The sequence below is a fragment of the Streptococcus cristatus genome (assembly GCF_003943465.1).
GTDB lineage: Bacteria > Bacillota > Bacilli > Lactobacillales > Streptococcaceae > Streptococcus > Streptococcus cristatus_C.
The window spans coordinates 42579-61109 of record NZ_RJPR01000007.1; the positions used below are offsets into that span (position 1 = coordinate 42579).

Annotated in this window: 22 protein-coding genes; 16 read left to right on the plus strand and 6 right to left on the minus strand. The window is 41.2% G+C overall.

What is annotated here, in order from left to right:
* Positions 1 to 17: 17 nt before the first annotated feature.
* A complete protein-coding gene (locus tag D8793_RS07810; RefSeq protein WP_125371932.1) occupies positions 18 to 578 on the minus strand; it encodes a CYTH domain-containing protein in 561 nt (186 codons plus the stop codon).
* Positions 579 to 673: 95 nt separating this feature from the next.
* On the opposite strand from D8793_RS07810, the gene yjbM reads away from it, so the two are divergent.
* The 5 genes from yjbM to mutY are packed head-to-tail and all read left to right on the plus strand — an operon-like array spanning position 674 to position 5251.
* On the plus strand, positions 674 to 1345 hold the full coding sequence (gene yjbM, locus D8793_RS07815) for a GTP diphosphokinase (protein WP_125371934.1): 672 nt from the start codon (positions 674 to 676) through the stop codon (positions 1343 to 1345).
* Complete coding sequence (locus D8793_RS07820) at positions 1329 to 2147, plus strand: NAD kinase (protein WP_005590379.1); 819 nt, start codon at positions 1329 to 1331, stop codon at positions 2145 to 2147. The genes yjbM and D8793_RS07820 overlap by 17 nt, the downstream gene beginning before the upstream one ends.
* Positions 2144 to 3037, plus strand: coding sequence for an RluA family pseudouridine synthase (locus D8793_RS07825; protein ID WP_125371936.1), 894 nt, complete (start codon positions 2144 to 2146; stop codon positions 3035 to 3037). Before D8793_RS07820 ends, D8793_RS07825 begins: the two co-directional genes overlap by 4 nt.
* A 19-nt stretch (positions 3038 to 3056) precedes the next feature.
* A complete protein-coding gene (pta, locus tag D8793_RS07830; protein WP_125371938.1) occupies positions 3057 to 4031 on the plus strand; it encodes a phosphate acetyltransferase in 975 nt (324 codons plus the stop codon).
* Positions 4032 to 4087: 56 nt separating this feature from the next.
* Entirely contained in the window at positions 4088 to 5251 is a 1164-nt protein-coding gene (gene mutY, locus D8793_RS07835; protein WP_125371940.1) for an A/G-specific adenine glycosylase, read from the plus strand.
* Between the two features lie 790 nt (positions 5252 to 6041).
* On the opposite strand, the gene D8793_RS07845 is transcribed toward mutY, so the two are convergent.
* The 5 genes from D8793_RS07845 to D8793_RS07865 form a co-directional block, all read right to left on the minus strand.
* Positions 6042 to 6389, minus strand: a complete 348-nt coding sequence (locus D8793_RS07845) for a DUF6568 family protein (RefSeq protein ID WP_125371944.1) — start codon at positions 6387 to 6389, stop codon at positions 6042 to 6044.
* A 111-nt stretch (positions 6390 to 6500) separates the two neighbouring features.
* Positions 6501 to 8219 (minus strand): phospho-sugar mutase, encoded by a 1719-nt coding sequence (locus tag D8793_RS07850; protein WP_125371946.1) that lies wholly within the window; start codon positions 8217 to 8219, stop codon positions 6501 to 6503.
* Between the two features lie 192 nt (positions 8220 to 8411).
* Entirely contained in the window at positions 8412 to 8975 is a 564-nt protein-coding gene (locus D8793_RS07855; RefSeq protein WP_125371948.1) for an ECF transporter S component, read from the minus strand.
* On the minus strand, positions 8959 to 9510 hold the full coding sequence (gene coaC, locus D8793_RS07860; protein ID WP_125371950.1) for a phosphopantothenoylcysteine decarboxylase: 552 nt from the start codon (positions 9508 to 9510) through the stop codon (positions 8959 to 8961). Before coaC ends, D8793_RS07855 begins: the two co-directional genes overlap by 17 nt.
* The gene (locus tag D8793_RS07865; protein WP_125371952.1) at positions 9507 to 10199 is read right to left on the minus strand and encodes a phosphopantothenate--cysteine ligase; all 693 of its coding nucleotides are present in this window, start codon (positions 10197 to 10199) and stop codon (positions 9507 to 9509) included. Before D8793_RS07865 ends, coaC begins: the two co-directional genes overlap by 4 nt.
* Positions 10200 to 10406: 207 nt before the next feature.
* Between D8793_RS07865 and D8793_RS07870 the strand changes: the two genes are divergently transcribed.
* The 11 genes from D8793_RS07870 (at position 10407) to D8793_RS07920 (ending at position 18518) form a co-directional block, all read left to right on the plus strand.
* Positions 10407 to 12077 carry a formate--tetrahydrofolate ligase gene (locus D8793_RS07870; protein WP_125371954.1) on the plus strand — a complete coding sequence of 557 codons (1671 nt, stop codon included), beginning with the start codon at positions 10407 to 10409 and terminating at the stop codon, positions 12075 to 12077.
* A gap of 133 nt (positions 12078 to 12210) precedes the next feature.
* Complete coding sequence (locus D8793_RS07875) at positions 12211 to 12753, plus strand: hypothetical protein (RefSeq protein WP_125371956.1); 543 nt, start codon at positions 12211 to 12213, stop codon at positions 12751 to 12753.
* Positions 12750 to 13361 carry a DUF5052 family protein gene (locus D8793_RS07880; RefSeq protein ID WP_125371958.1) on the plus strand — a complete coding sequence of 204 codons (612 nt, stop codon included), beginning with the start codon at positions 12750 to 12752 and terminating at the stop codon, positions 13359 to 13361. Before D8793_RS07875 ends, D8793_RS07880 begins: the two co-directional genes overlap by 4 nt.
* 3 nt (positions 13362 to 13364) lie before the next feature.
* The gene (locus D8793_RS07885) at positions 13365 to 14018 is read left to right on the plus strand and encodes a DNA alkylation repair protein (RefSeq protein WP_125371960.1); all 654 of its coding nucleotides are present in this window, start codon (positions 13365 to 13367) and stop codon (positions 14016 to 14018) included.
* A gap of 198 nt (positions 14019 to 14216) precedes the next feature.
* Positions 14217 to 14342, plus strand: a complete 126-nt coding sequence (locus D8793_RS12210; protein ID WP_260471109.1) for a hypothetical protein — start codon at positions 14217 to 14219, stop codon at positions 14340 to 14342.
* Positions 14332 to 14595: a hypothetical protein gene (locus D8793_RS12215; protein ID WP_260471111.1), complete on the plus strand. Its 264-nt coding sequence runs from the start codon at positions 14332 to 14334 to the stop codon at positions 14593 to 14595. The genes D8793_RS12210 and D8793_RS12215 overlap by 11 nt, the downstream gene beginning before the upstream one ends.
* A gap of 85 nt (positions 14596 to 14680) precedes the next feature.
* Positions 14681 to 15757: an aspartate-semialdehyde dehydrogenase gene (locus D8793_RS07900; protein ID WP_125371964.1), complete on the plus strand. Its 1077-nt coding sequence runs from the start codon at positions 14681 to 14683 to the stop codon at positions 15755 to 15757.
* Between the two features lie 79 nt (positions 15758 to 15836).
* Entirely contained in the window at positions 15837 to 16772 is a 936-nt protein-coding gene (gene dapA / locus D8793_RS07905) for a 4-hydroxy-tetrahydrodipicolinate synthase (protein WP_005590358.1), read from the plus strand.
* Between the two features lie 54 nt (positions 16773 to 16826).
* Positions 16827 to 17426 (plus strand): hypothetical protein, encoded by a 600-nt coding sequence (locus D8793_RS07910; RefSeq protein WP_125371966.1) that lies wholly within the window; start codon positions 16827 to 16829, stop codon positions 17424 to 17426.
* Between the two features lie 238 nt (positions 17427 to 17664).
* On the plus strand, positions 17665 to 18165 hold the full coding sequence (locus D8793_RS07915) for a GNAT family N-acetyltransferase (RefSeq protein WP_125371968.1): 501 nt from the start codon (positions 17665 to 17667) through the stop codon (positions 18163 to 18165).
* A 14-nt stretch (positions 18166 to 18179) separates the two neighbouring features.
* Complete coding sequence (locus D8793_RS07920) at positions 18180 to 18518, plus strand: ATP cone domain-containing protein (RefSeq protein ID WP_015604984.1); 339 nt, start codon at positions 18180 to 18182, stop codon at positions 18516 to 18518.
* The last annotated feature ends 13 nt before the right edge of the window (positions 18519 to 18531 follow it).

Sequence of the window (18531 nt, forward strand, 5' to 3'; positions counted from 1 at the left end):
AGATTATTTCAGCATTTTTAAAAGTTTTCGGCAAATCTGGCAATCTTACTTTTACCAGGCTTGTATTGGATTTGATTTTCTTTTAAAAAGTCTTTGAACTTTTGTTCTCCCTCTTCAATATCGTTGATCTCTAATTCTAACTCGAAATCTTTTTTACCAAAGTAACGACTTTCGTCCAAGGCAAAAAGGCCGATTGCATCTTGTTTTTCATATCGAATATTTTCAAGTGTTCCGAGTATTGTTAGTTTGTCAACTGGGATTCCCTTTTCTTGCAGTTTGTCTAGGATTTCTCCCTGAGGAAATTGCAAATTTTCTGTAATTTCCTTAAATTCATCTTCGGACAAGGCTTGGTTGTATTCGAAATTTCCAAGTTCTTGAGGAATTTTCAGAGTAAACTCAGCAGCGTCAGGAGTGGTTCGGACTCGCAGGGCCATACGAGCTTCACGAAGAGCAAAGTCAGCCAAATCAATATAATAGTTGATTTGGAAAATTGGCTGGACATGATCAAAGAAGGTCAGAAGTCGTTTATGTTCGTCTTCTGTTAGCATTGTTTTGTATTCAATTTCTAAATGGTTCATTTTTTAATCCTTTTCTTTATCTGAAAGCGATTTTATGTTATAATAACAACTGTGTTTATTTTATACAAAAAACGAATAGATGACAAGGTATGTATATGACAATAGATTGGGAAGATTTTCTGGATCCATATATTCAGGCGGTTGGTGAGTTGAAAATAAAGCTTCGTGGCATTCGCAAACAGTATCGCAAACAGCAACGACATTCACCGATCGAGTTTGTAACTGGTCGCGTAAAACATATTGAAAGCATCAAGGAAAAAATGGAACTTCGAGGGATAACTGAGGAAAACTTAGCCCAAGAGATGCAGGATATTGCTGGTTTGCGTGTCATGGTTCAATTTGTAGATGATGTGGATGAAGTTTTAGAAGTTTTGCGAAATCGGACAGATATGCGTATCGTTCAGGAGCGTGATTACATCAAAAACAAAAAAGATAGTGGTTACCGTAGCTACCATGCCATTGTTGAATATCCAGTAGATACGATTAATGGAAATAAAGTTATCTTGGCAGAAATTCAGATTCGTACCTTGTCCATGAACTTTTGGGCAACGATTGAGCACTCTTTAAACTATAAGTATAAAGGAGAATTCCCAGAGGAAATCAAACGGCGCTTGGAGATAACGGCCAATCTGGCCTACCAGCTAGATGAAGAGATGGGAGCCATTCGCGATGCCATCCAAGAAGCACAAGCACTCTTTGATCCTCTGCACCGCAAGCTAAATGACGGTGTTGGAAATAGTGACGATACAGATGAAGAATACAGGTAAAAAAATAGCGATAATCCGCAATCGCAAAAGGCAGAGTGAGGAAGTTTTTCAAACTCTGATGCAAAAATTGCGGAAAGCAGGCTTTATCCTGACACCCAAAAATCCAGATATCGTGATTTCTGTCGGTGGTGATGGGATGCTGCTATCAGCCTTTCACAAGTATGAAGAGCAGCTGGATAAGGTGCGCTTTGTCGGTGTCCATACCGGACATTTGGGTTTTTATACAGATTACCGAGACTTTGAAATCGATAAATTAGTGGAAAATCTGAAATTAGACACAGGTGCCAAGGTCTCTTATCCGATTTTAAATGTCAAGCTGACCTTTGAAAATGGGGAAACGCGGACGATTCGCGCACTCAATGAAGCAACGATTAAACGTTCCGACAGAACCATGGTAGTTGATGTGGTCATCAATAATGTCCATTTTGAGCGTTTTAGAGGCGACGGGATTTCTGTCTCAACGCCTACTGGAAGCACAGCCTACAATAAATCATTGGGAGGAGCTGTTCTACACCCAACGATTGAAGCCTTGCAAGTGACAGAGATTGCTAGCCTCAACAATCGTGTGTATCGTACTTTAGGTTCCTCAGTTATTGTTCCTAAAAAAGATAAGATTGAGCTCCTACCGACTCGTAATGACTACTATACCATAGCGGTTGATAATCAAACATTTTCTTATAAAAATATTGTCCGTATTGAGTACCAAATCGATAATCATAAGATTAACTTTGTAGCTTCGCCTAGCCATACCAGCTTTTGGAATCGCGTGAGAGACTCCTTTATCGAGGAGTGCCAAGAATGAGATTTGAATTTATTGCGGATGAGCATGTCAAAGTCAAAACTTTTTTGAAAAAGCATGAAATTTCAAAAGCCCTCTTGGCCAAAGTGAAGTTTGCAGGTGGCAATATTTTTGTCAATGGTCAATCTCAAAATGCCATTTATTTGCTGGATATTGGTGATAAGGTGACAGTAGATATCCCTTCTGAGAAGGGATTTGAAAGCCTAGAAGCCGTGGATCGTGATTTGTCGCTCGTGTATGAAGATGAGCATTTTCTGGTTTTAGATAAACCTGCCGGAGTAGCTAGTATTCCTAGTGTCAACCATTCGAATACGATGGCAAACTTTGTTAAGGCTTACTATATTCGGCAAGATTATGAAAATCAGCAGGTTCACATTGTGACGAGATTGGATCGCGATACCAGTGGACTCATGCTCTTTGCAAAACATGGCTATGCTCATGCAAGACTGGATAAGCAACTGCAGAAAAAAATGATTGAAAAGCGCTATTACGCGCTCGTTCAGGGGAGCGGTGAGCTTAAATCAGAGGGCGATATTATTGCACCAATTGGCCGTGACCCTGATAGCATCATCACCAGATGTGTGACAAAGGATGGCAAGTATGCCCATACCAGCTACAAGGTTGTGGAGCAGTTTGGCGATATCTATCTGGTAGATATTCGCTTGCACACTGGACGAACCCATCAAATTCGTGTGCACTTTGCCCATCTTGGCTTCCCACTCCTTGGAGATGATCTCTATGGCGGGACTTTGGAAGCGGGAATTAACCGTCAGGCCTTGCATTGTCACTCTTTATCTTTTTATAATCCATTTTTGGAAAAGCAGCTTCAATTGGAATCCCAGTTGCCGATTGATTTCCAGAATACTATTACATTGTTAATAAAAAATACTTAAAATTTTAAAGGAGAAACTCATGGAAGTTTTCGAAAGTCTAAGAGACTCAGTTGTTGGTAAAAATGTTCGTATCGTATTGCCAGAAGGGCAAGAACCGCGTATTCTTCAAGCGGTTAAACGCATAGTCAAAGAATCAGAAGTTACACCAGTTCTTTTGGGGAATCCAGATAAGATCCGTATTTACTTGGAAATCGAAAATATTATGGACGGATATGAAGTCATAGATCCTAAAAACTATGACAGAATGGAAGAAATGGTAGCTGCTCTTGTGGAACGTCGCAAGGGCAAAATCAGTGAAGAAGAAGCTCTTGAGCTTTTAAGAACAGACGTTAATTATTTTGGGGTGATGCTAGTCTATCTCGGTATCGTAGATGGTATGGTTTCTGGCTCTATCCACTCTACAGCTGCTACAGTGCGTCCAGCCTTGCAAATCATTAAAACACGTCCAAATGTAACAAGAACTTCAGGTGCCTTCCTCATGGTGCGTGGTTCAGAACGTTATCTTTTCAGCGACTGTGCCATTAATATCAATCCTGACTCAGAAGCCTTGGCAGAAATTGCGATTAACTCAGCCGTGACAGCTAAAATGTTTGGCATTGATCCTAAGATTGCCATGCTGAGCTATTCAACGAAAGGTTCTGGCTTTGGAGAAAGCGTTGATAAAGTGGTTCAAGCGACTAAGTTGGTCCATGACTTGCGCCCAGACTTAGAAGTTGACGGGGAATTACAATTTGACGCTGCCTTTGTACCAAGCACAGCAGCCTTGAAAGCTCCAGGAAGCAAGGTTGCAGGTAAAGCGACTGTCTTTGTCTTCCCAAGCATTGAAGCAGGAAATATCGGTTATAAAATGGCAGAGCGTTTAGGTGGATTCTCAGCAGTCGGTCCAGTTCTTCAAGGATTGAACAAGCCAGTAAATGACCTTTCACGCGGATGTAATTCAGATGACGTTTATAACTTAACACTGATTACAGCTGCACAAAGTGTTGACCAATAAAATAACTAAAAAAGATGAGTAATTCATCTTTTTTAGTCTGTTTAAGTATGAGAGAAATGTTAGATTTAAAAAAATTTGGAATTGAAATGTGGGAAGAGGAGAAAATTGCCTCTTTTCGCAAGAAATTATTGACTTGGTATGATGAACATAAACGTGATTTGCCTTGGCGTAGGTCCAATAATCCTTATCATATCTGGGTTTCTGAGATTATGTTGCAGCAAACACGTGTGGATACGGTGATTCCTTACTATGAGCGCTTTCTTGACTGGTTTCCAACTGTTGCCGACTTAGCTCAAGCGCCAGAGGAGAGATTACTCAAAGCTTGGGAAGGATTGGGCTATTATTCGCGGGTGCGAAATATGCAAAAGGCTGCCCAGCAGATAATGACGGATTTTGATGGAGAATTTCCTGATAGCTATGATGGAATTGCTAGCCTCAAAGGGATTGGACCTTATACGGCTGGTGCCATTGCTAGTATTGCCTTTGGCTTAGCTGAGCCTGCGGTGGATGGCAATGTCATGCGGGTGCTGAGTCGCTTGTTTGAAGTTGATTTAGATATTGGGCAACCAAGCAATCGTAAGGTCTTTCAGGCTATGATGGAGATTCTGATTGATCCGGATAGACCCGGAGATTTCAATCAAGCACTGATGGATCTGGGGTCAGATATCGAAGCTCCTGTTAATCCTCATCCAGAAGATAGTCCAGTAAAAGAGTTCAGTGCAGCTTATTTGCACGGAACCATGGATAAATATCCCATTAAAGCACCTAAAAAGAAGCCAGTTCCGGTCTATCTTCAGGGCTTGATTATCGAAAACGAACAAGGCCAGTTCTTGCTTGAAAAGAATGAGGCTGCTGGCTTGTTATCAGGTTTTTGGCATTTTCCCTTGATTGAAATCGAGGAATTTCAAACTGAAAATCAGATGTCCTTGTTTGAGGTGGCTGAAAATCAGCCCAGTCTGGATCTGTCTCCTCAAGAAAGCTTTGAGCAGGATTATGATTTGATTGTCAATTGGCAGCAGCAGTCCTTTCCAAAGGTGCAACATGTCTTCAGCCATCGCAAGTGGCATATCCAGCTGGCTTACGGTCGGGTTAAGGATAGCCAGCACGCAGCTGATGGAGAAGTCTTGTGGCTACATCCAGAAGAATTTGAGAAGTACCCCTTTGCCAAGCCCCAGCAGAGGATGTGGGAGGCTTTTAGGAACGTAAAAGATGGAAACTAGAGTCAATAGTCTGTTGTACTCGATTAAATTTACGAAGAATAGGAAATCACTAAAATATGTCCCATACCTCCAGTCCTCCAGATAAAACTTTTATTGGACGTCGTAGCAGACTTGCTGGTGTCATTTATTTTATATTAGGAGCTTTGAATTTCTTACATTGCCTTCTTTATTTTCAGTGGATATTTTCCCCAACTGCGAGAACTGACTTCATCATTATTCTAATTTTTATAGGTTTAAATATTTATTTTTTGACTCGCGAGTTCATCTATAAATGCTTCCATTGGTGTGGCTATCATGCCTTACCTGAGTTAGCTAAGTTCGGGAGCGGACGCTATTCCTTTCACTTGCCTGTCTTCGAAAGACATACCGAAAACTATAAAGTCTATTACAGTAAAAGATCAAAGAAACATCAATTTCTTTTCTTTGTGAGCTATATTTTATATGTGAATTTAATTTTAGTAGTTCTTTTGCTCTTCTCATGTGCATACTGGGATATGTTCATTGAGAGTTCCTCGAAATTTCAAGATTGGCATGCTTTTCTATTTATCTTTTTAATAATCATCCTGTATATCTGTATTGAAGCTTTATTTAAAAAATATAAACATTGGTTTAAAAATTATTTTAAACTAGATGATAGAATAGTAGAACACGGCTTTCCGATATATACTTTGAAAGAAAAATAAAAGACAAACAATATAGTTTGTCTTTTTTGTTTTTAAAATGACTTATAGATCTTCTCGCTCTGTAAGGCGTGAGACAAATAAACTACCCTTTAAATGGGAACTTATACTTAAATCCCAACAAAAGCTTTAATCTCATCTGCAGTCATAGAAGAATCACAACGAACAGATACTTGGCCGTCTTGAACATGAACGAAACCAGGAACCGTTGGGATGCTGTATTCAGAGCGGAAGGCTTGAAGTTTTTCTAATTCGCTGGCTTCTTCGCTATTGATAAAGAAAATATGCGCCTTGGTATCAGCGACAACGCCAGCAAGAGTAGCAGCAAATTTACGGCAGTAAGGGCAAGTTTTGCGACCAACGAAGAAAGTTGCAGTTTCTTTGTCAGCAATCGCTTGACGAGCGCGGTCAACAGTTGTGAGTTCTAGGTCTTTAATATTTTGAGCAAATTGTTCCATAAATAATCCTCATTTCTTTTGATAAAACTAGTATGCCATAAAGTTCTTAAAATTGCTTAGATTTGATACGAAAAAAAGATGAGATTGCTTGGTCTCATCTTTTATAGGTCTTTATTTTACAAAAGCATTGATTTCCGCTTCGATATTTGCAATCTTAGCTTGTGAATCTTCATTGCTATCACCGACAACGGCAATGTAAAACTTGATTTTTGGCTCTGTTCCAGATGGGCGGACAGCAATCCATGAACCATCAGCCAAGGTGTATTTCAGCACATCGCTTGGAGGAGTTGTCAAGTTTGTAACAGTACCATCTGTAGCAGTAGCAGTTTGAGCCTTAAAGTCTTCTACGACAGTAATAGCTGTTTGGTTCCATTCTTTTGGAGCATTGTTACGGAACTTAGCCATGATAGCCTTGATTTGCTCAGCACCATCAACACCTGAAAGGGTAACAGAGATCGTCTTTTCTGCGTAGTAGCCGTATTCTTTATAGATTTCTTCGATACCGTCAGCCAGAGTCAAACCACGAGAACGGTAGTAGGCCGCAAGCTCAGCAACGACAAGAACAGCTTGGATTGCATCTTTATCACGTACGAATGGTTTGATCAAGTAACCAAAGCTTTCTTCAAAACCCATCATGTAAGTGTGATTGTGTTTTTCTTCAAATTCTTGGATTTTCTCTGCGATAAATTTGAAACCAGTCAAGACATTGAACATGGTTGCGCCATAACTTTCGGCAATCTTAGTCACCAGGTCAGTGGAAACGATAGACTTGCAGAGAGCTGCGTTAGCTGGCAGAGTTCCTGCACTCTTATGAGCTTCCAAGATGTATTTAGCCATGATAGCACCGATTTGGTTACCTGAAAGGTTGAGGTAGCTACCATCTTTTTGAAGAACTTCCACACCAACACGGTCAGCGTCTGGGTCAGTTGCAACCAAGACATCTGCACCAACCTTGCGACCCAATTCCTCAGCTAAAGCAAAGGCTGCTTGGCTTTCAGGGTTTGGAGACTTAACAGTAGAGAAGTCTGGATCAGCTACAGCCTGAGCCTCAACGACTTGCACAGAGTCAAATCCAGCTTGGGCAAGAGCACGACGAGCCAGCATTTCACCAGTACCGTGCAGTGGAGTATAGACAATCTTCATGTCCTTGCCGTATTCATCAATCAGTTTTTGGTTGATATTGACATCTTTAACTTCCTTGAGGTATTCAGCATCAATAGCATCGCCAATCACTTCAATCAAGCCAGAAGCTTTTTCAGCTTCCACATCAGCAACCTCGATAGCAAAAGGATTTTCAATAGCACGGATGTAGTCAGTCAATGCATCTGCATCATGCGGAGGCATTTGTCCGCCGTCTTCACCATATACCTTGTAGCCGTTAAATGGAGCAGGGTTGTGGCTGGCTGTAATCATGATACCAGCGAAAGTTCCCAAATGACGTACCGCAAATGAAAGTTCTGGAGTTGGGCGTAGACTTTCGAAGACATAGGACTTGATACCGTGTTTAGCCAAGACTGTAGCAGATTCAAAAGCGAATTCTGGTGAGAAATGACGAGAGTCGTAAGCGATCGCAACACCGCGTTTTTTGAACTCATCTCCTTTTTCTTCAATCAAGCGTGCCAAACCTTCAGTTGCTTGGCGGACAACATAGATATTGATACGGTTGGTACCAGCGCCGATCAAACCACGCATACCAGCAGTACCAAACTCAAGGTTTGTATAAAAGGCATCTTCCTTAGTTTTTTCGTCCATACCTTCTAACTCTTTCCGAAGATAGTCAGGAAGTTCAGCGAAGTCAAGCCATTTTTTGAAGTTTTCTTGATAGGTCATAGATGGAGTCTCCTTTATATTTTAAATAGAAAATCACCGCGTCTTTAAGGATAAGCTGCAAGATTCTCTTGTTTGTTTAATCGCTTTCATTGTAACATATTTTCATAATTTTTGAAAGTGCTGACTTAAAAAATAATGAAATCCTTTGAAAAAGTGAACAAAAATAGAGTAAAAAAATAATCACTTAAGTGATTATTTTTTTAGTTTTTCAAGTGCTGGAACGATTGCAACTGTAAGGAGAGCGGATATAATCATTTCTGAGATTGAATTGGCTGATAAAACCAGCGCAAGCATGGCTCTGATGTCTCCATTGTAAACAGATGAAAATAGAATGAAAATTCCTCCGAGAACGAAGATGGTGTTAGTCATTGAGCCCACGGCACCAGCTAAAACTAAACCTGGCTTGTTTTTCATCCATTTGTAGACAAAATACGGAGTAATTCCGATTAGAATACGTGGAACCATAGCAATTATCAATGAATTGATACTACCGTTTTCTACAAAGGGACTAAAAAGGTAGCTAGTTGGCAGCAGGACAACGGTGTTGGTCACCACACTGATTACCCCCATCAGAGCTCCAAGAACAGCTCCAATTCGCGGTCCGTAGATAATACTAGCGATAATGACTGGGATATGAATAATGGTCGGTTTAATCGGAACCGGTAGTAGGTTGAAAATAACAGAGCTCAGCAGATGGAGCACTAACATAATAGCAAAAAAGATAGCAATTTGTGCGATACTAGATTGTTTTTTCATTTATAATTTCCTTTACTTTTTCTATAATAGTATTGACATCAGCTAGAGCGCCAGCTCCATGGTCTCCGCAAGCTAGAATAGCTTCACGTGGTTCAATAATCTCCCAGCCAAATTCTTTTAATCTTTCCAAATTGTGCTGAGTCAGTGGATTTTCATACATCTTGGTATTCATGGCTGGCGCAATGACCTTTTTGACATGAGATGGAAGGGCAAGGGCTGTAGCGGTTACCATATTGTCTGCAAGACCGTTAGCTAGTTTAGCGATAGTATTGGCTGTGGCAGGAGCGACTAAAAAAAGATTCGTTTCTTTGCCGATTTCAATATGATTGACTTTGTCTGGCCTCGGCTCGTCCATAAGTTCAAGGGCGACAGGATTCTTTGATAAAACCTGTAAGGTAAGCGGAGTGATAAAGTGACTAGCAGCTTCCGTCATGAGAACAGATACACCATAGCCTAGCTTACCCAGCTGGCTCGTAATATCTGCTGCCTTATAGGCTGAAATACTGCCTGTGACAGCGAGAGTAACATGGGTCATGAACTGTCTCCTTTCTGGATATGGCTTAACAATTGTTCAGCAATTTCTTCCTTGGAGAAAGCTTCAGTGACAGTATTTGCACCAAGGAGGTAGGCGTGGTGTTGCCCGCTTGAAATCTCCGTTAAATCATTGGCTACAATTAGTTCTGCTTGATTTTTTTCAAGGCTGGCTCTAGCAGTAGCCAGTAGCTCTTCTTTAGAGACGCCTACTAAGAGCTTAAAGCCGATCAATCGAATATTGGGATTCCATTCCTTGACCTTACCGATGATTTTAGGATTTTTCTTGAGGAAAAGTACCTGATAGTCATCGGCAGATGAAATCTTACTTTCAGAATTACTTTTTTCCAGAAATTCAGCCAAATCTGAACTGGCAAGAACCTCCTCAAATCCTGCCATATACACTGGTTTATAGTCAGAAACAGCCATTGAATGAATGAGCACATCATGAGCCGGTACCAGCTCTTCCATGGCTGTCAGGAGCTGCTCCGTATCTTCGATCATCTTAATCGTTAGGTTGTCATGCGGTGCAGGTTTAACAGCTTTAGCCGTTGTCAGCAGAGTCACCGAAGCACCCTCTGCCAAACAATGCTCAGCTATCATTTTTCCAAGTCGACCAGTCGAATGATTGGTGATAGAGCGGACTTGGTCGATTTTTTCACTTGTTCCGCCAGAGGTAATCAATATATTCATAGCTTTATTCTACAGGAAAAAACGAATTTAGTAAAATAAAATTAACTTAATGCTCAATTTAGCCAAACTTATTTTTTTACTAGAAAAGATGCATCATGCAAAAATATTTAAAGTAATTACCGAACATTATGTTGCTATTGGAGTTTAAATGTGCAGTTTTGTATCATATTTGTTATAATAGTTTTATCAAATTAGAGGAGTTCCTTAATGAAAACAGATATCGAAATTGCTCAGAGTGTTGAATTACAGCCTATTGTGGATGTAGTAAAAAAGATTGGCATTGATTATGACGACTTGGAGCTGTACGGAAAGTACAAGGCCAAGCTCAGTTTTGACAAAATTCGTGAGGTAGCGAAAAATCCTGTCGGCAAGCTGATTTTGGTAACAGCAATCAATCCAACGCCAGCTGGCGAAGGTAAGTCTACCATTACCATTGGACTGGCTGATGCGCTTAATAAGATTGGCAAGAAAACCATGATTGCTATCCGCGAACCGTCTTTGGGGCCAGTGATGGGTATCAAAGGAGGAGCAGCTGGTGGCGGTCACGCGCAGGTTCTACCGATGGAAGACATCAACCTGCATTTTACTGGTGACATGCACGCCATTACGACTGCGAATAATGCTCTGTCTGCTCTTATCGACAATCATTTGCATCAGGGAAATGCTCTGGGAATCGATCAACGTCGCATTATCTGGAAACGGGTTGTTGACCTGAATGACCGGGCCCTTCGCCATGTAACGATTGGATTGGGAAGTCCAGTTAACGGTATTCCACGCGAAGATGGCTTTGATATCACGGTTGCTTCTGAAATCATGGCGATTCTTTGCTTGGCAACGGATATTGAAGATTTGAAAAATCGCTTGGCTAACATTGTTATTGGTTATCGCTATGACCGCACGCCAGTCTACGTTCGTGATCTTGAAGTAGAAGGGGCTCTGGCTCTGGTCTTGAAAGATGCGATTAAGCCAAATCTGGTACAGACTATTTACGGAACACCAGCCTTTGTCCACGGCGGACCGTTTGCCAATATCGCCCATGGCTGTAACTCGGTCTTGGCGACTAGTACAGCGTTGCGCTTGGCTGATTATACAGTGACTGAAGCTGGCTTCGGTGCAGACCTTGGCGCTGAGAAATTCCTCGATATCAAGACTCCGAACTTACCAACTTCTCCAGATGCAGTAGTCATTGTCGCAACCCTTCGTGCTCTTAAGATGAATGGCGGCGTTGCGAAAGATGCTCTAACAGAAGAAAATGTAGAAGCAGTCAGAACTGGCTTTGCTAACCTTAAACGCCACGTTGAAAATATCCGCAAGTTCGGTATTCCAGCAGTAGTAGCCATCAATGAATTTGTCTCTGACACGGAAGCTGAAATTGCTACGCTCAAGGAACTCTGTGCAGAAATCGGGGTACCTGTTGAGCTTGCCAGTGTCTGGGCTGATGGCGCTGAAGGCGGTGTGGCTCTGGCTGAAACTGTTGTCAAAACTATTGACGAAAAACCAGCACACTATACTCGTCTTTATGATAATGACTCAACTATCGAAGAGAAGATCGAGAAAATTGTCACTGAAATCTATCGCGGTTCAAAAGTAAACTTTGAGAAAAAAGCGCAGACTCAGATTCGTGAAATTGTCAAGAATGGCTGGGACAAGCTGCCAATTTGTATGGCCAAAACGCAGTATAGCTTTTCTGACAATCCTGCAGCTCTTGGTGCACCAGAAAATTTTGAAATTACCATTCGTGAGTTGGTACCAAAACTTGGGGCAGGCTTTATCGTGGCTTTGACAGGAGATGTCATGACCATGCCAGGATTGCCAAAACGTCCTGCGGCACTCAATATGGATGTGGCAGCAGACGGTACAGCGATTGGTCTGTTCTAATTGAATTTAAGATATAAGAAGAGGTTGGGCTAAATAGCGCTGGGCCTCTCTTTTTTAGACTTAAATTCCAGATATTTTGATATAATAAAGCCATATTCCCATCACCTAGTTTTTGCTCATAGGAGGATGAACATTGAAAAAAAGAAGTCTAAAACAGGAATTAATTTATCTGGCCTCAGGGGAATCGATAAGCGTCGTGTTGTTCTGTATCGTGTATGTTCTGTATACGAAACCAGAGAGTCGATTTGCTACATCCAGTGCCGTCCTTTATTTCCCACTGTTAATTCTTAATCTGATATTGGTTCAAGGTTCCCTCTATTGGCTTAACTGTTTGAAACGAATCCAAAAGAAGAAGGCCTTGAAAACTCAACTGCTTGCCCCTCTTTATAAAGGGCTAAAAGCGCTGGATTTTATGCTGCTGCTTGCATATATACCGATTTGGATCTGGTCTTTTAGAGTGAGTAGTAGCAGTAATATCATTATTGGAGTTTTACTTTGGTTGTTTGCCATCATTGAATTTGTTAATTATTTTCACTATCGCCTGTCTTACTATGCAATGGGTGGTCTAGGACTGCAAGTGATGAGACCTCTCAAGTTATTATTGACGGGAAAAGCAGCCAAATCACAAATTGCAAAAGAACTTTCCTTATACGAAAAAAATATGGAGCATAAATGATGAAAAAGAAATACCTATTAATAGCTCTTTTGAGTATCGGTCTTTTGACCTTGACTGGTTGTCAGTCCGTTGAAAAGTGGTTTAAAAATGCCAAGGAGGAATGGCTGGGGCTGGAGATGACGGTTCGCACCTATGATGAAAATTCCCAACTCATAGACCAGATGTCAGGGAAGTCCCTGTCCATCTCGCGTAACGAGGAGTTTGACTCAGTTGATGCAGAAGGAAATTCCAAAGAAGACTCATCTGTGCTCAAAATCACCTTGGGTAAGTATGAGATTGATCATGTGGGTTCTTCCTTGATTGCAGAAGAAAAAGGCTTGAAAGATGTCTTTGCTCAATATCAAAAGACTGCAGATGTTGAGGAGAATAGCCATGCAGTCCCTGTTTTAAATCGTATGATTTCTGCTTTTAAAAACGACTTTAACGGCAAGAAGAAGGTCATTCTGATTCGCTCTCAAAATGGCACTCCACTGGCAGCTTATGCTGGGGATCGTGTCTCTCTTGATAAATCTGATGCCCCCAAAACTTCTGAGTTGCTGATTGATGGCAAGCGCCTCGTGATTTACCGCTGCGACTACACTATTTATGACCGTGAATTGCTGGAGTAAGCTATGAATGTAGAGGAATTACTTGAAAATTTAAAAGCAGCAGCTAGCCCCGATGATGCGGTTGCTATGAAAGCCTATATGAAAAATAAATTTGAGTTTTTAGGAATCAAGACTCCGGCTAGGAGGAAACTCGCAAAGATTTTTTTCAAACAGCAGACTGACTCCGTCATTGATTGGGTTTTTATAAATGGAGCTTGGAATAATCCCTATCGAGAATTGCAGTATGCTGCGCTAGATTATCTGGAAATTTGCAAGAAGCTCTTGACCCCAACTGATTTGCCACATTTGAAAAAGTTAGCCCAGACAAAATCTTGGTGGGATACCATTGACTTTTTAGACCGCTTGGTCGGATCTATCATTGCCCGATTTCCAGAAACAAAAGAGATTATTTTATCCTGGAGTTGCGATAAAGATTTTTGGTTGCGGCGATTAGCCATTGATCATCAGCTATTGCGAAAAGAAGAAACAGACACGGAGCTGTTGGAGAAAATTTTAGTGAATAATCTAGGCCAAACAGAATTCTTTATTAACAAGGCCATCGGCTGGGCGCTGAGAGATTATTCCAAAACCAACCCAGACTGGGTCAGAGATTTTATTGAGCGGCATCAGGCAGAAATGGCTGCACTGAGTATTCGAGAGGGAAGTAAGTATCTGTGATGGTTGACCAATCTTTATGGCTTGACATTTTCTACGCTATAGCTTATGATAGATAAGTGCGATGAGTCGATATGCAGATTTTCTGCAAATTGAAGCATGGGAGGTCATAAACGCAGGAGCGGACCTTGATCAGTTGTGTGAACCTGCTGATCACACGAAAGTGCCCTTATCCCCAGTCTACGGATTGGGGATTTTTTTATGTCTCTTAGAGAGGCAAAACAATTAGTCGCAGCCGAGCTTAGAGACATAGATACTGAGACGGTCGACGTCGTGAGTGCTATTGCTCTTGATGAAACGAGTCCACAGGAAGAAGTTGAGTCGTAGAGCAATGGATGCAGTTTTGTTCGTGAGAACAAAATCTGTAAACCTTGAAACCTCTCTTAGATTGGCAAGACCGCTGGTCGAAGCTGATCTAAGAGACATTGATACTGAGACGGTTAGCGTCGTGAGTGCCATTACTCCTGATGAAACTACTCTTAGAAATGCAAGACAGTTATCCGCGGCTGAGCTTAGAGACATTGATATTGTGGAGGTCAACATTGTGAGAGCTGCATATTTCGACAAAATAAGGACATAATCCTTTAGAAATATTTGCATTTTTCCTTAAAAATAGTATAATACTAGAATATACAAAATTTTTAGAAAATTCAGAGGTGGATTGTATGGGATATACAGTTGCTGTAGTTGGTGCCACTGGTGCTGTTGGCGCTCAAATGATTAAAATGCTGGAAGAATCAACACTTCCAATTGATAAGATACGTTATTTGGCTTCTGCTCGTTCAGCTGGTAAGGTTCTTCAGTTCAAAGGACAAGATGTCACCATCGAAGAAACAACAGAAACTGCCTTTGAAGGCGTGGATATCGCTCTTTTCTCAGCTGGTGGCTCTACTTCAGCAAAATATGCTCCGTATGCAGTTAAAGCTGGTGCAGTCGTAGTGGACAATACCTCATATTTCCGCCAAAATCCTGATGTGCCTCTGGTTGTTCCAGAAGTCAACGCTCATGCACTAGATCAGCATAAAGGGATTATTGCTTGTCCTAATTGCTCAACTATTCAGATGATGGTGGCCTTGGAGCCTGTCCGTCAGCAATGGGGCTTGGACCGTATCATTGTTTCAACTTACCAAGCAGTGTCTGGTGCTGGTATGGGAGCCATTCTCGAAACGCAACGTGAACTTCGTGAAGTGTTGAATGATGGTGTTGCCCCACGTGATTTGCATGCGGAAATCTTGCCTTCAGGTGGTGACAAGAAACACTATCCTATCGCTTTTAACGCTCTTCCACAAATCGATGTCTTCACTGACAATGATTACACTTACGAAGAGATGAAGATGACCAAAGAAACCAAGAAAATCATGGAAGACGATAGCATCGCAGTTTCAGCAACATGTGTGCGTATTCCCGTCTTGTCAGCTCACTCTGAGTCTGTTTACATTGAAACGAAAGAAGTGGCTCCGATTGAAGAAGTCAAAGCAGCCATTGCAGCTTTCCCAGGTGCCGTTCTTGAGGATGATGTAGCTCATCAAATCTATCCTCAAGCAATTAACGCAGTTGGTTCACGCGATACTTTTGTAGGTCGTATCCGTAAAGACTTGGATGCAGAAAAAGGAATCCATATGTGGGTTGTTTCAGACAACCTTCTTAAAGGAGCAGCATGGAATTCTGTTCAAATCGCAGAGACATTGCATGAGCGTGGTTTGGTCCGTCCGACGGAAGAAGTTGTTTTTGAATTAAAATAAACTGTCTGAAAATACGTGACAGGTCGAGGATTGAATTTCTGTCATTCAATCCTCTTTTCATACAAAGAGAGGTAAGTCTATGGCATACGCAGATTTGAAGAATTGTAAAATTATCACCGCTTTCATTACGCCTTTTCATGAAGATGGCTCCATCAATTTTGAGGCCATTCCGGACTTGATTGAGCACCTTTTGGCCCATCATACAGATGGGATTTTGCTAGCTGGAACGACTGCAGAGAGTCCAACCCTGACCCACGATGAAGAGTTGGAATTATTTGCGGCTGTACAAAAAGTTGTCAAGGGGCGTGTTCCTTTGATAGCTGGTGTCGGTACCAACGAAACGCGCGACTCCATTGAATTTGTCAAAGAAGTAGATGCATTTGGTGGTTTTGCGGCTGGTTTGGCCATTGTCCCCTATTACAATAAACCGTCTCAAGAAGGCATGTATCAGCACTTTAAAGCCATTGCGGATGCTTCAAACCTGCCTATCATTATCTACAATATCCCAGGACGGGTAGTGGTTGAAATGACGCCTGAGACCATGCTAAGACTGGCAGAACACCCAAATATTATTGGCGTGAAGGAATGTACCAGTCTGGCGAATATGGCCTATTTGATTGAACATCGTCCAGAGGAGTTCCTGATTTATACTGGTGAGGATGGCGATGCCTTTCATGCTATGAATCTGGGGGCTGATGGGGTTATTTCCGTTGCTTCTCACACAAATGGTGATGAAATGTTTGAAATGCTGGATGCTATTGAACACAATGACATCAAAAAAGCGGCTGCTATCCAACGAAAATTCATCCCTAAAGTCAATGCGCTTTTCTCTTACCCAAGCCCAGCTCCAGTCAAGGCAGTGCTCAATTACATGGGCTTTGCAGCAGGTCCAACCCGCTTACCGCTTGTGCCAGCTCCTGAGGAAGATGCTAAGCGTATTATCAAGGTCGTGGTTGATGGCGACTATGAAGCGACGAAAGAGACTGTTAAAGGGGTCTTGAGACCAGATTATTGATCGGCAAATTTGCTTTAGATTTTATATAGAGTAAGTAAGGTGTGATGAAATAATATGACAGAAAAGCATAGTCAACGAATCGAGGAGTATAAGGCAAAGCGTAGTCTGGAAAAGCTTGAGGGGAAGATAGTTTACGACAAGCCAATTATTCGAACTGGTGATAAGGCAAGTTTTTATGGCGCAGGTCTAATTTTGTTAGGGTTTGGTTTGGGGGCTCTTTATCTACTTCTTAACCTTATAACAGATTGGGATTTAAAACTTTTCTCTCTCATCTGGGAAACACTTGCTGGATTAGGGATTGTTGTCAATCTTTTTGGAGCGTTTAAAATTGGTCGATTAGAGTTACATACTGTGTCAATGATAGCAGACAAAGAGAAGAATTTTGACATCGAAAGAGCTTTTAATCTTTATAATGTTATCCACAAACCGACTAAGAAAGTTTTGCTTCAATACGATAGTGAGGATGATAGTTTGATTTCTCTAAACGCTGGGGGTGATTTATTAGTTGAGCTCCTAAAGAAAGTTGAGGAAGAGAAATTGCCTTTTAATAAGATTAACAAAACTCTGAAATTAGAAGAAGTATCTGAAAATCATTGGAAAATGCATTATCGTTACAAGAAACAAGACATTGTATTAGAGCAAAGTAGTATATAGTATATGTCTTATTGCCTAGTCCTATTAACTTGATCTAGAAGGACTAATCTTTATAATTCTCTGAAAAATATTTCAAAAGGATTGCAGTTGAATGGCGCCTCAAATGTTAGATAGAATTCTAAGAACAGAGGTTCGGTTCATTTCTGCAGTCCTTTTTCTAAATGTTTCATTCTTTTTGAAAAAAACAAGAAAAAATTGTATAATGATAGGGTAAGTTATTGCTTAAGAGGTGATGATAATGCAGGTTCGTAAGGCAAGTAAGGCTGATTGGCAACTAATCCAAAAAATATGTAGAGAAACTTGGCTGACTACCTATAAAGATATTTATTCCTCTTCCTACATAGAGCGAGTCTTTGACATTTTCTATAGCCAAGAACGTTTGCTGAAGGACTTGACAGAACTTTCTCCTGAATGGAATGGCTATTGGCTGGCAGAAAGAAATGGGCAGGTGCTCGGTTGTATTGGTGGTGGAATGAGTGAGGACGGCAGAGCCAATGTTTATGTTCTCTACGTCTTGCCGCAGGCTCAACGTTTGGGAATCGGCCATGCATTACTGGAGACCTTGACAAGTTATCAAAAATCACAATATCAGGCTAGAGAGCAAGCCGTTACAGTAACGGAAGGAAATGTTATCGGTCTTCCATTTTATGAAAAAGAAGGTTTTGTCTTTGAATCTGCCACTGTAAATTGGATTGATAGCAGTCAAGCCAGAGATTTACACTATATCAGAAATATATAAATAAGGAGTATTTTATGAAAGTCATTAAACGCAGTGGGGAAGTCGTTGACTTTGACCCTGATAAAATCTATCAAGCGGTATTAAAAGCAGCTCAAACTGTTTATGTCTTGACAGACGACCTCCGTCAAAATCTGGCCTTGGTGACAAAAAAGGTCGTGTTAGATTTGGAAGAAGCTAAGGTTGAGCGGGCCACAATCAGTATGATTCAGTCTATGGTTGAAAACCGTCTCTTGGGAGCAGGCTATATCACTATTGCTGAGCATTATATTTCCTATCGCTTGCAGCGTGATTTGGAGCGTAGTGGTTACGGTGACCATATTGCTGTCCATTTGCATTTTGAGCAAATCCGATAACAATGCTGAAAAG

Excerpts from the sequence above, each read along its gene's own strand:
- D8793_RS07810 (WP_125371932.1), bottom strand. The coding sequence starts at position 578 with ATGAACCATTTAGAAATTGAATACAAAACAATGCTAACAGAAGACGAA.
- yjbM (WP_125371934.1), top strand. The coding sequence starts at position 674 with ATGACAATAGATTGGGAAGATTTTCTGGATCCATATATTCAGGCGGTT.
- D8793_RS07820 (WP_005590379.1), top strand. The coding sequence starts at position 1,329 with ATGAAGAATACAGGTAAAAAAATAGCGATAATCCGCAATCGCAAAAGG.
- D8793_RS07825 (WP_125371936.1), top strand. The coding sequence starts at position 2,144 with ATGAGATTTGAATTTATTGCGGATGAGCATGTCAAAGTCAAAACTTTT.
- pta (WP_125371938.1), top strand. The coding sequence starts at position 3,057 with ATGGAAGTTTTCGAAAGTCTAAGAGACTCAGTTGTTGGTAAAAATGTT.
- mutY (WP_125371940.1), top strand. The coding sequence starts at position 4,088 with ATGTTAGATTTAAAAAAATTTGGAATTGAAATGTGGGAAGAGGAGAAA.
- D8793_RS07845 (WP_125371944.1), bottom strand. The coding sequence starts at position 6,389 with ATGGAACAATTTGCTCAAAATATTAAAGACCTAGAACTCACAACTGTT.
- D8793_RS07850 (WP_125371946.1), bottom strand. The coding sequence starts at position 8,219 with ATGACCTATCAAGAAAACTTCAAAAAATGGCTTGACTTCGCTGAACTT.
- D8793_RS07855 (WP_125371948.1), bottom strand. The coding sequence starts at position 8,975 with ATGAAAAAACAATCTAGTATCGCACAAATTGCTATCTTTTTTGCTATT.
- coaC (WP_125371950.1), bottom strand. The coding sequence starts at position 9,510 with ATGACCCATGTTACTCTCGCTGTCACAGGCAGTATTTCAGCCTATAAG.
- D8793_RS07865 (WP_125371952.1), bottom strand. The coding sequence starts at position 10,199 with ATGAATATATTGATTACCTCTGGCGGAACAAGTGAAAAAATCGACCAA.
- D8793_RS07870 (WP_125371954.1), top strand. The coding sequence starts at position 10,407 with ATGAAAACAGATATCGAAATTGCTCAGAGTGTTGAATTACAGCCTATT.
- D8793_RS07880 (WP_125371958.1), top strand. The coding sequence starts at position 12,750 with ATGATGAAAAAGAAATACCTATTAATAGCTCTTTTGAGTATCGGTCTT.
- D8793_RS07885 (WP_125371960.1), top strand. The coding sequence starts at position 13,365 with ATGAATGTAGAGGAATTACTTGAAAATTTAAAAGCAGCAGCTAGCCCC.
- D8793_RS12210 (WP_260471109.1), top strand. The coding sequence starts at position 14,217 with ATGTCTCTTAGAGAGGCAAAACAATTAGTCGCAGCCGAGCTTAGAGAC.
- D8793_RS07900 (WP_125371964.1), top strand. The coding sequence starts at position 14,681 with ATGGGATATACAGTTGCTGTAGTTGGTGCCACTGGTGCTGTTGGCGCT.
- dapA (WP_005590358.1), top strand. The coding sequence starts at position 15,837 with ATGGCATACGCAGATTTGAAGAATTGTAAAATTATCACCGCTTTCATT.
- D8793_RS07910 (WP_125371966.1), top strand. The coding sequence starts at position 16,827 with ATGACAGAAAAGCATAGTCAACGAATCGAGGAGTATAAGGCAAAGCGT.
- D8793_RS07915 (WP_125371968.1), top strand. The coding sequence starts at position 17,665 with ATGCAGGTTCGTAAGGCAAGTAAGGCTGATTGGCAACTAATCCAAAAA.
- D8793_RS07920 (WP_015604984.1), top strand. The coding sequence starts at position 18,180 with ATGAAAGTCATTAAACGCAGTGGGGAAGTCGTTGACTTTGACCCTGAT.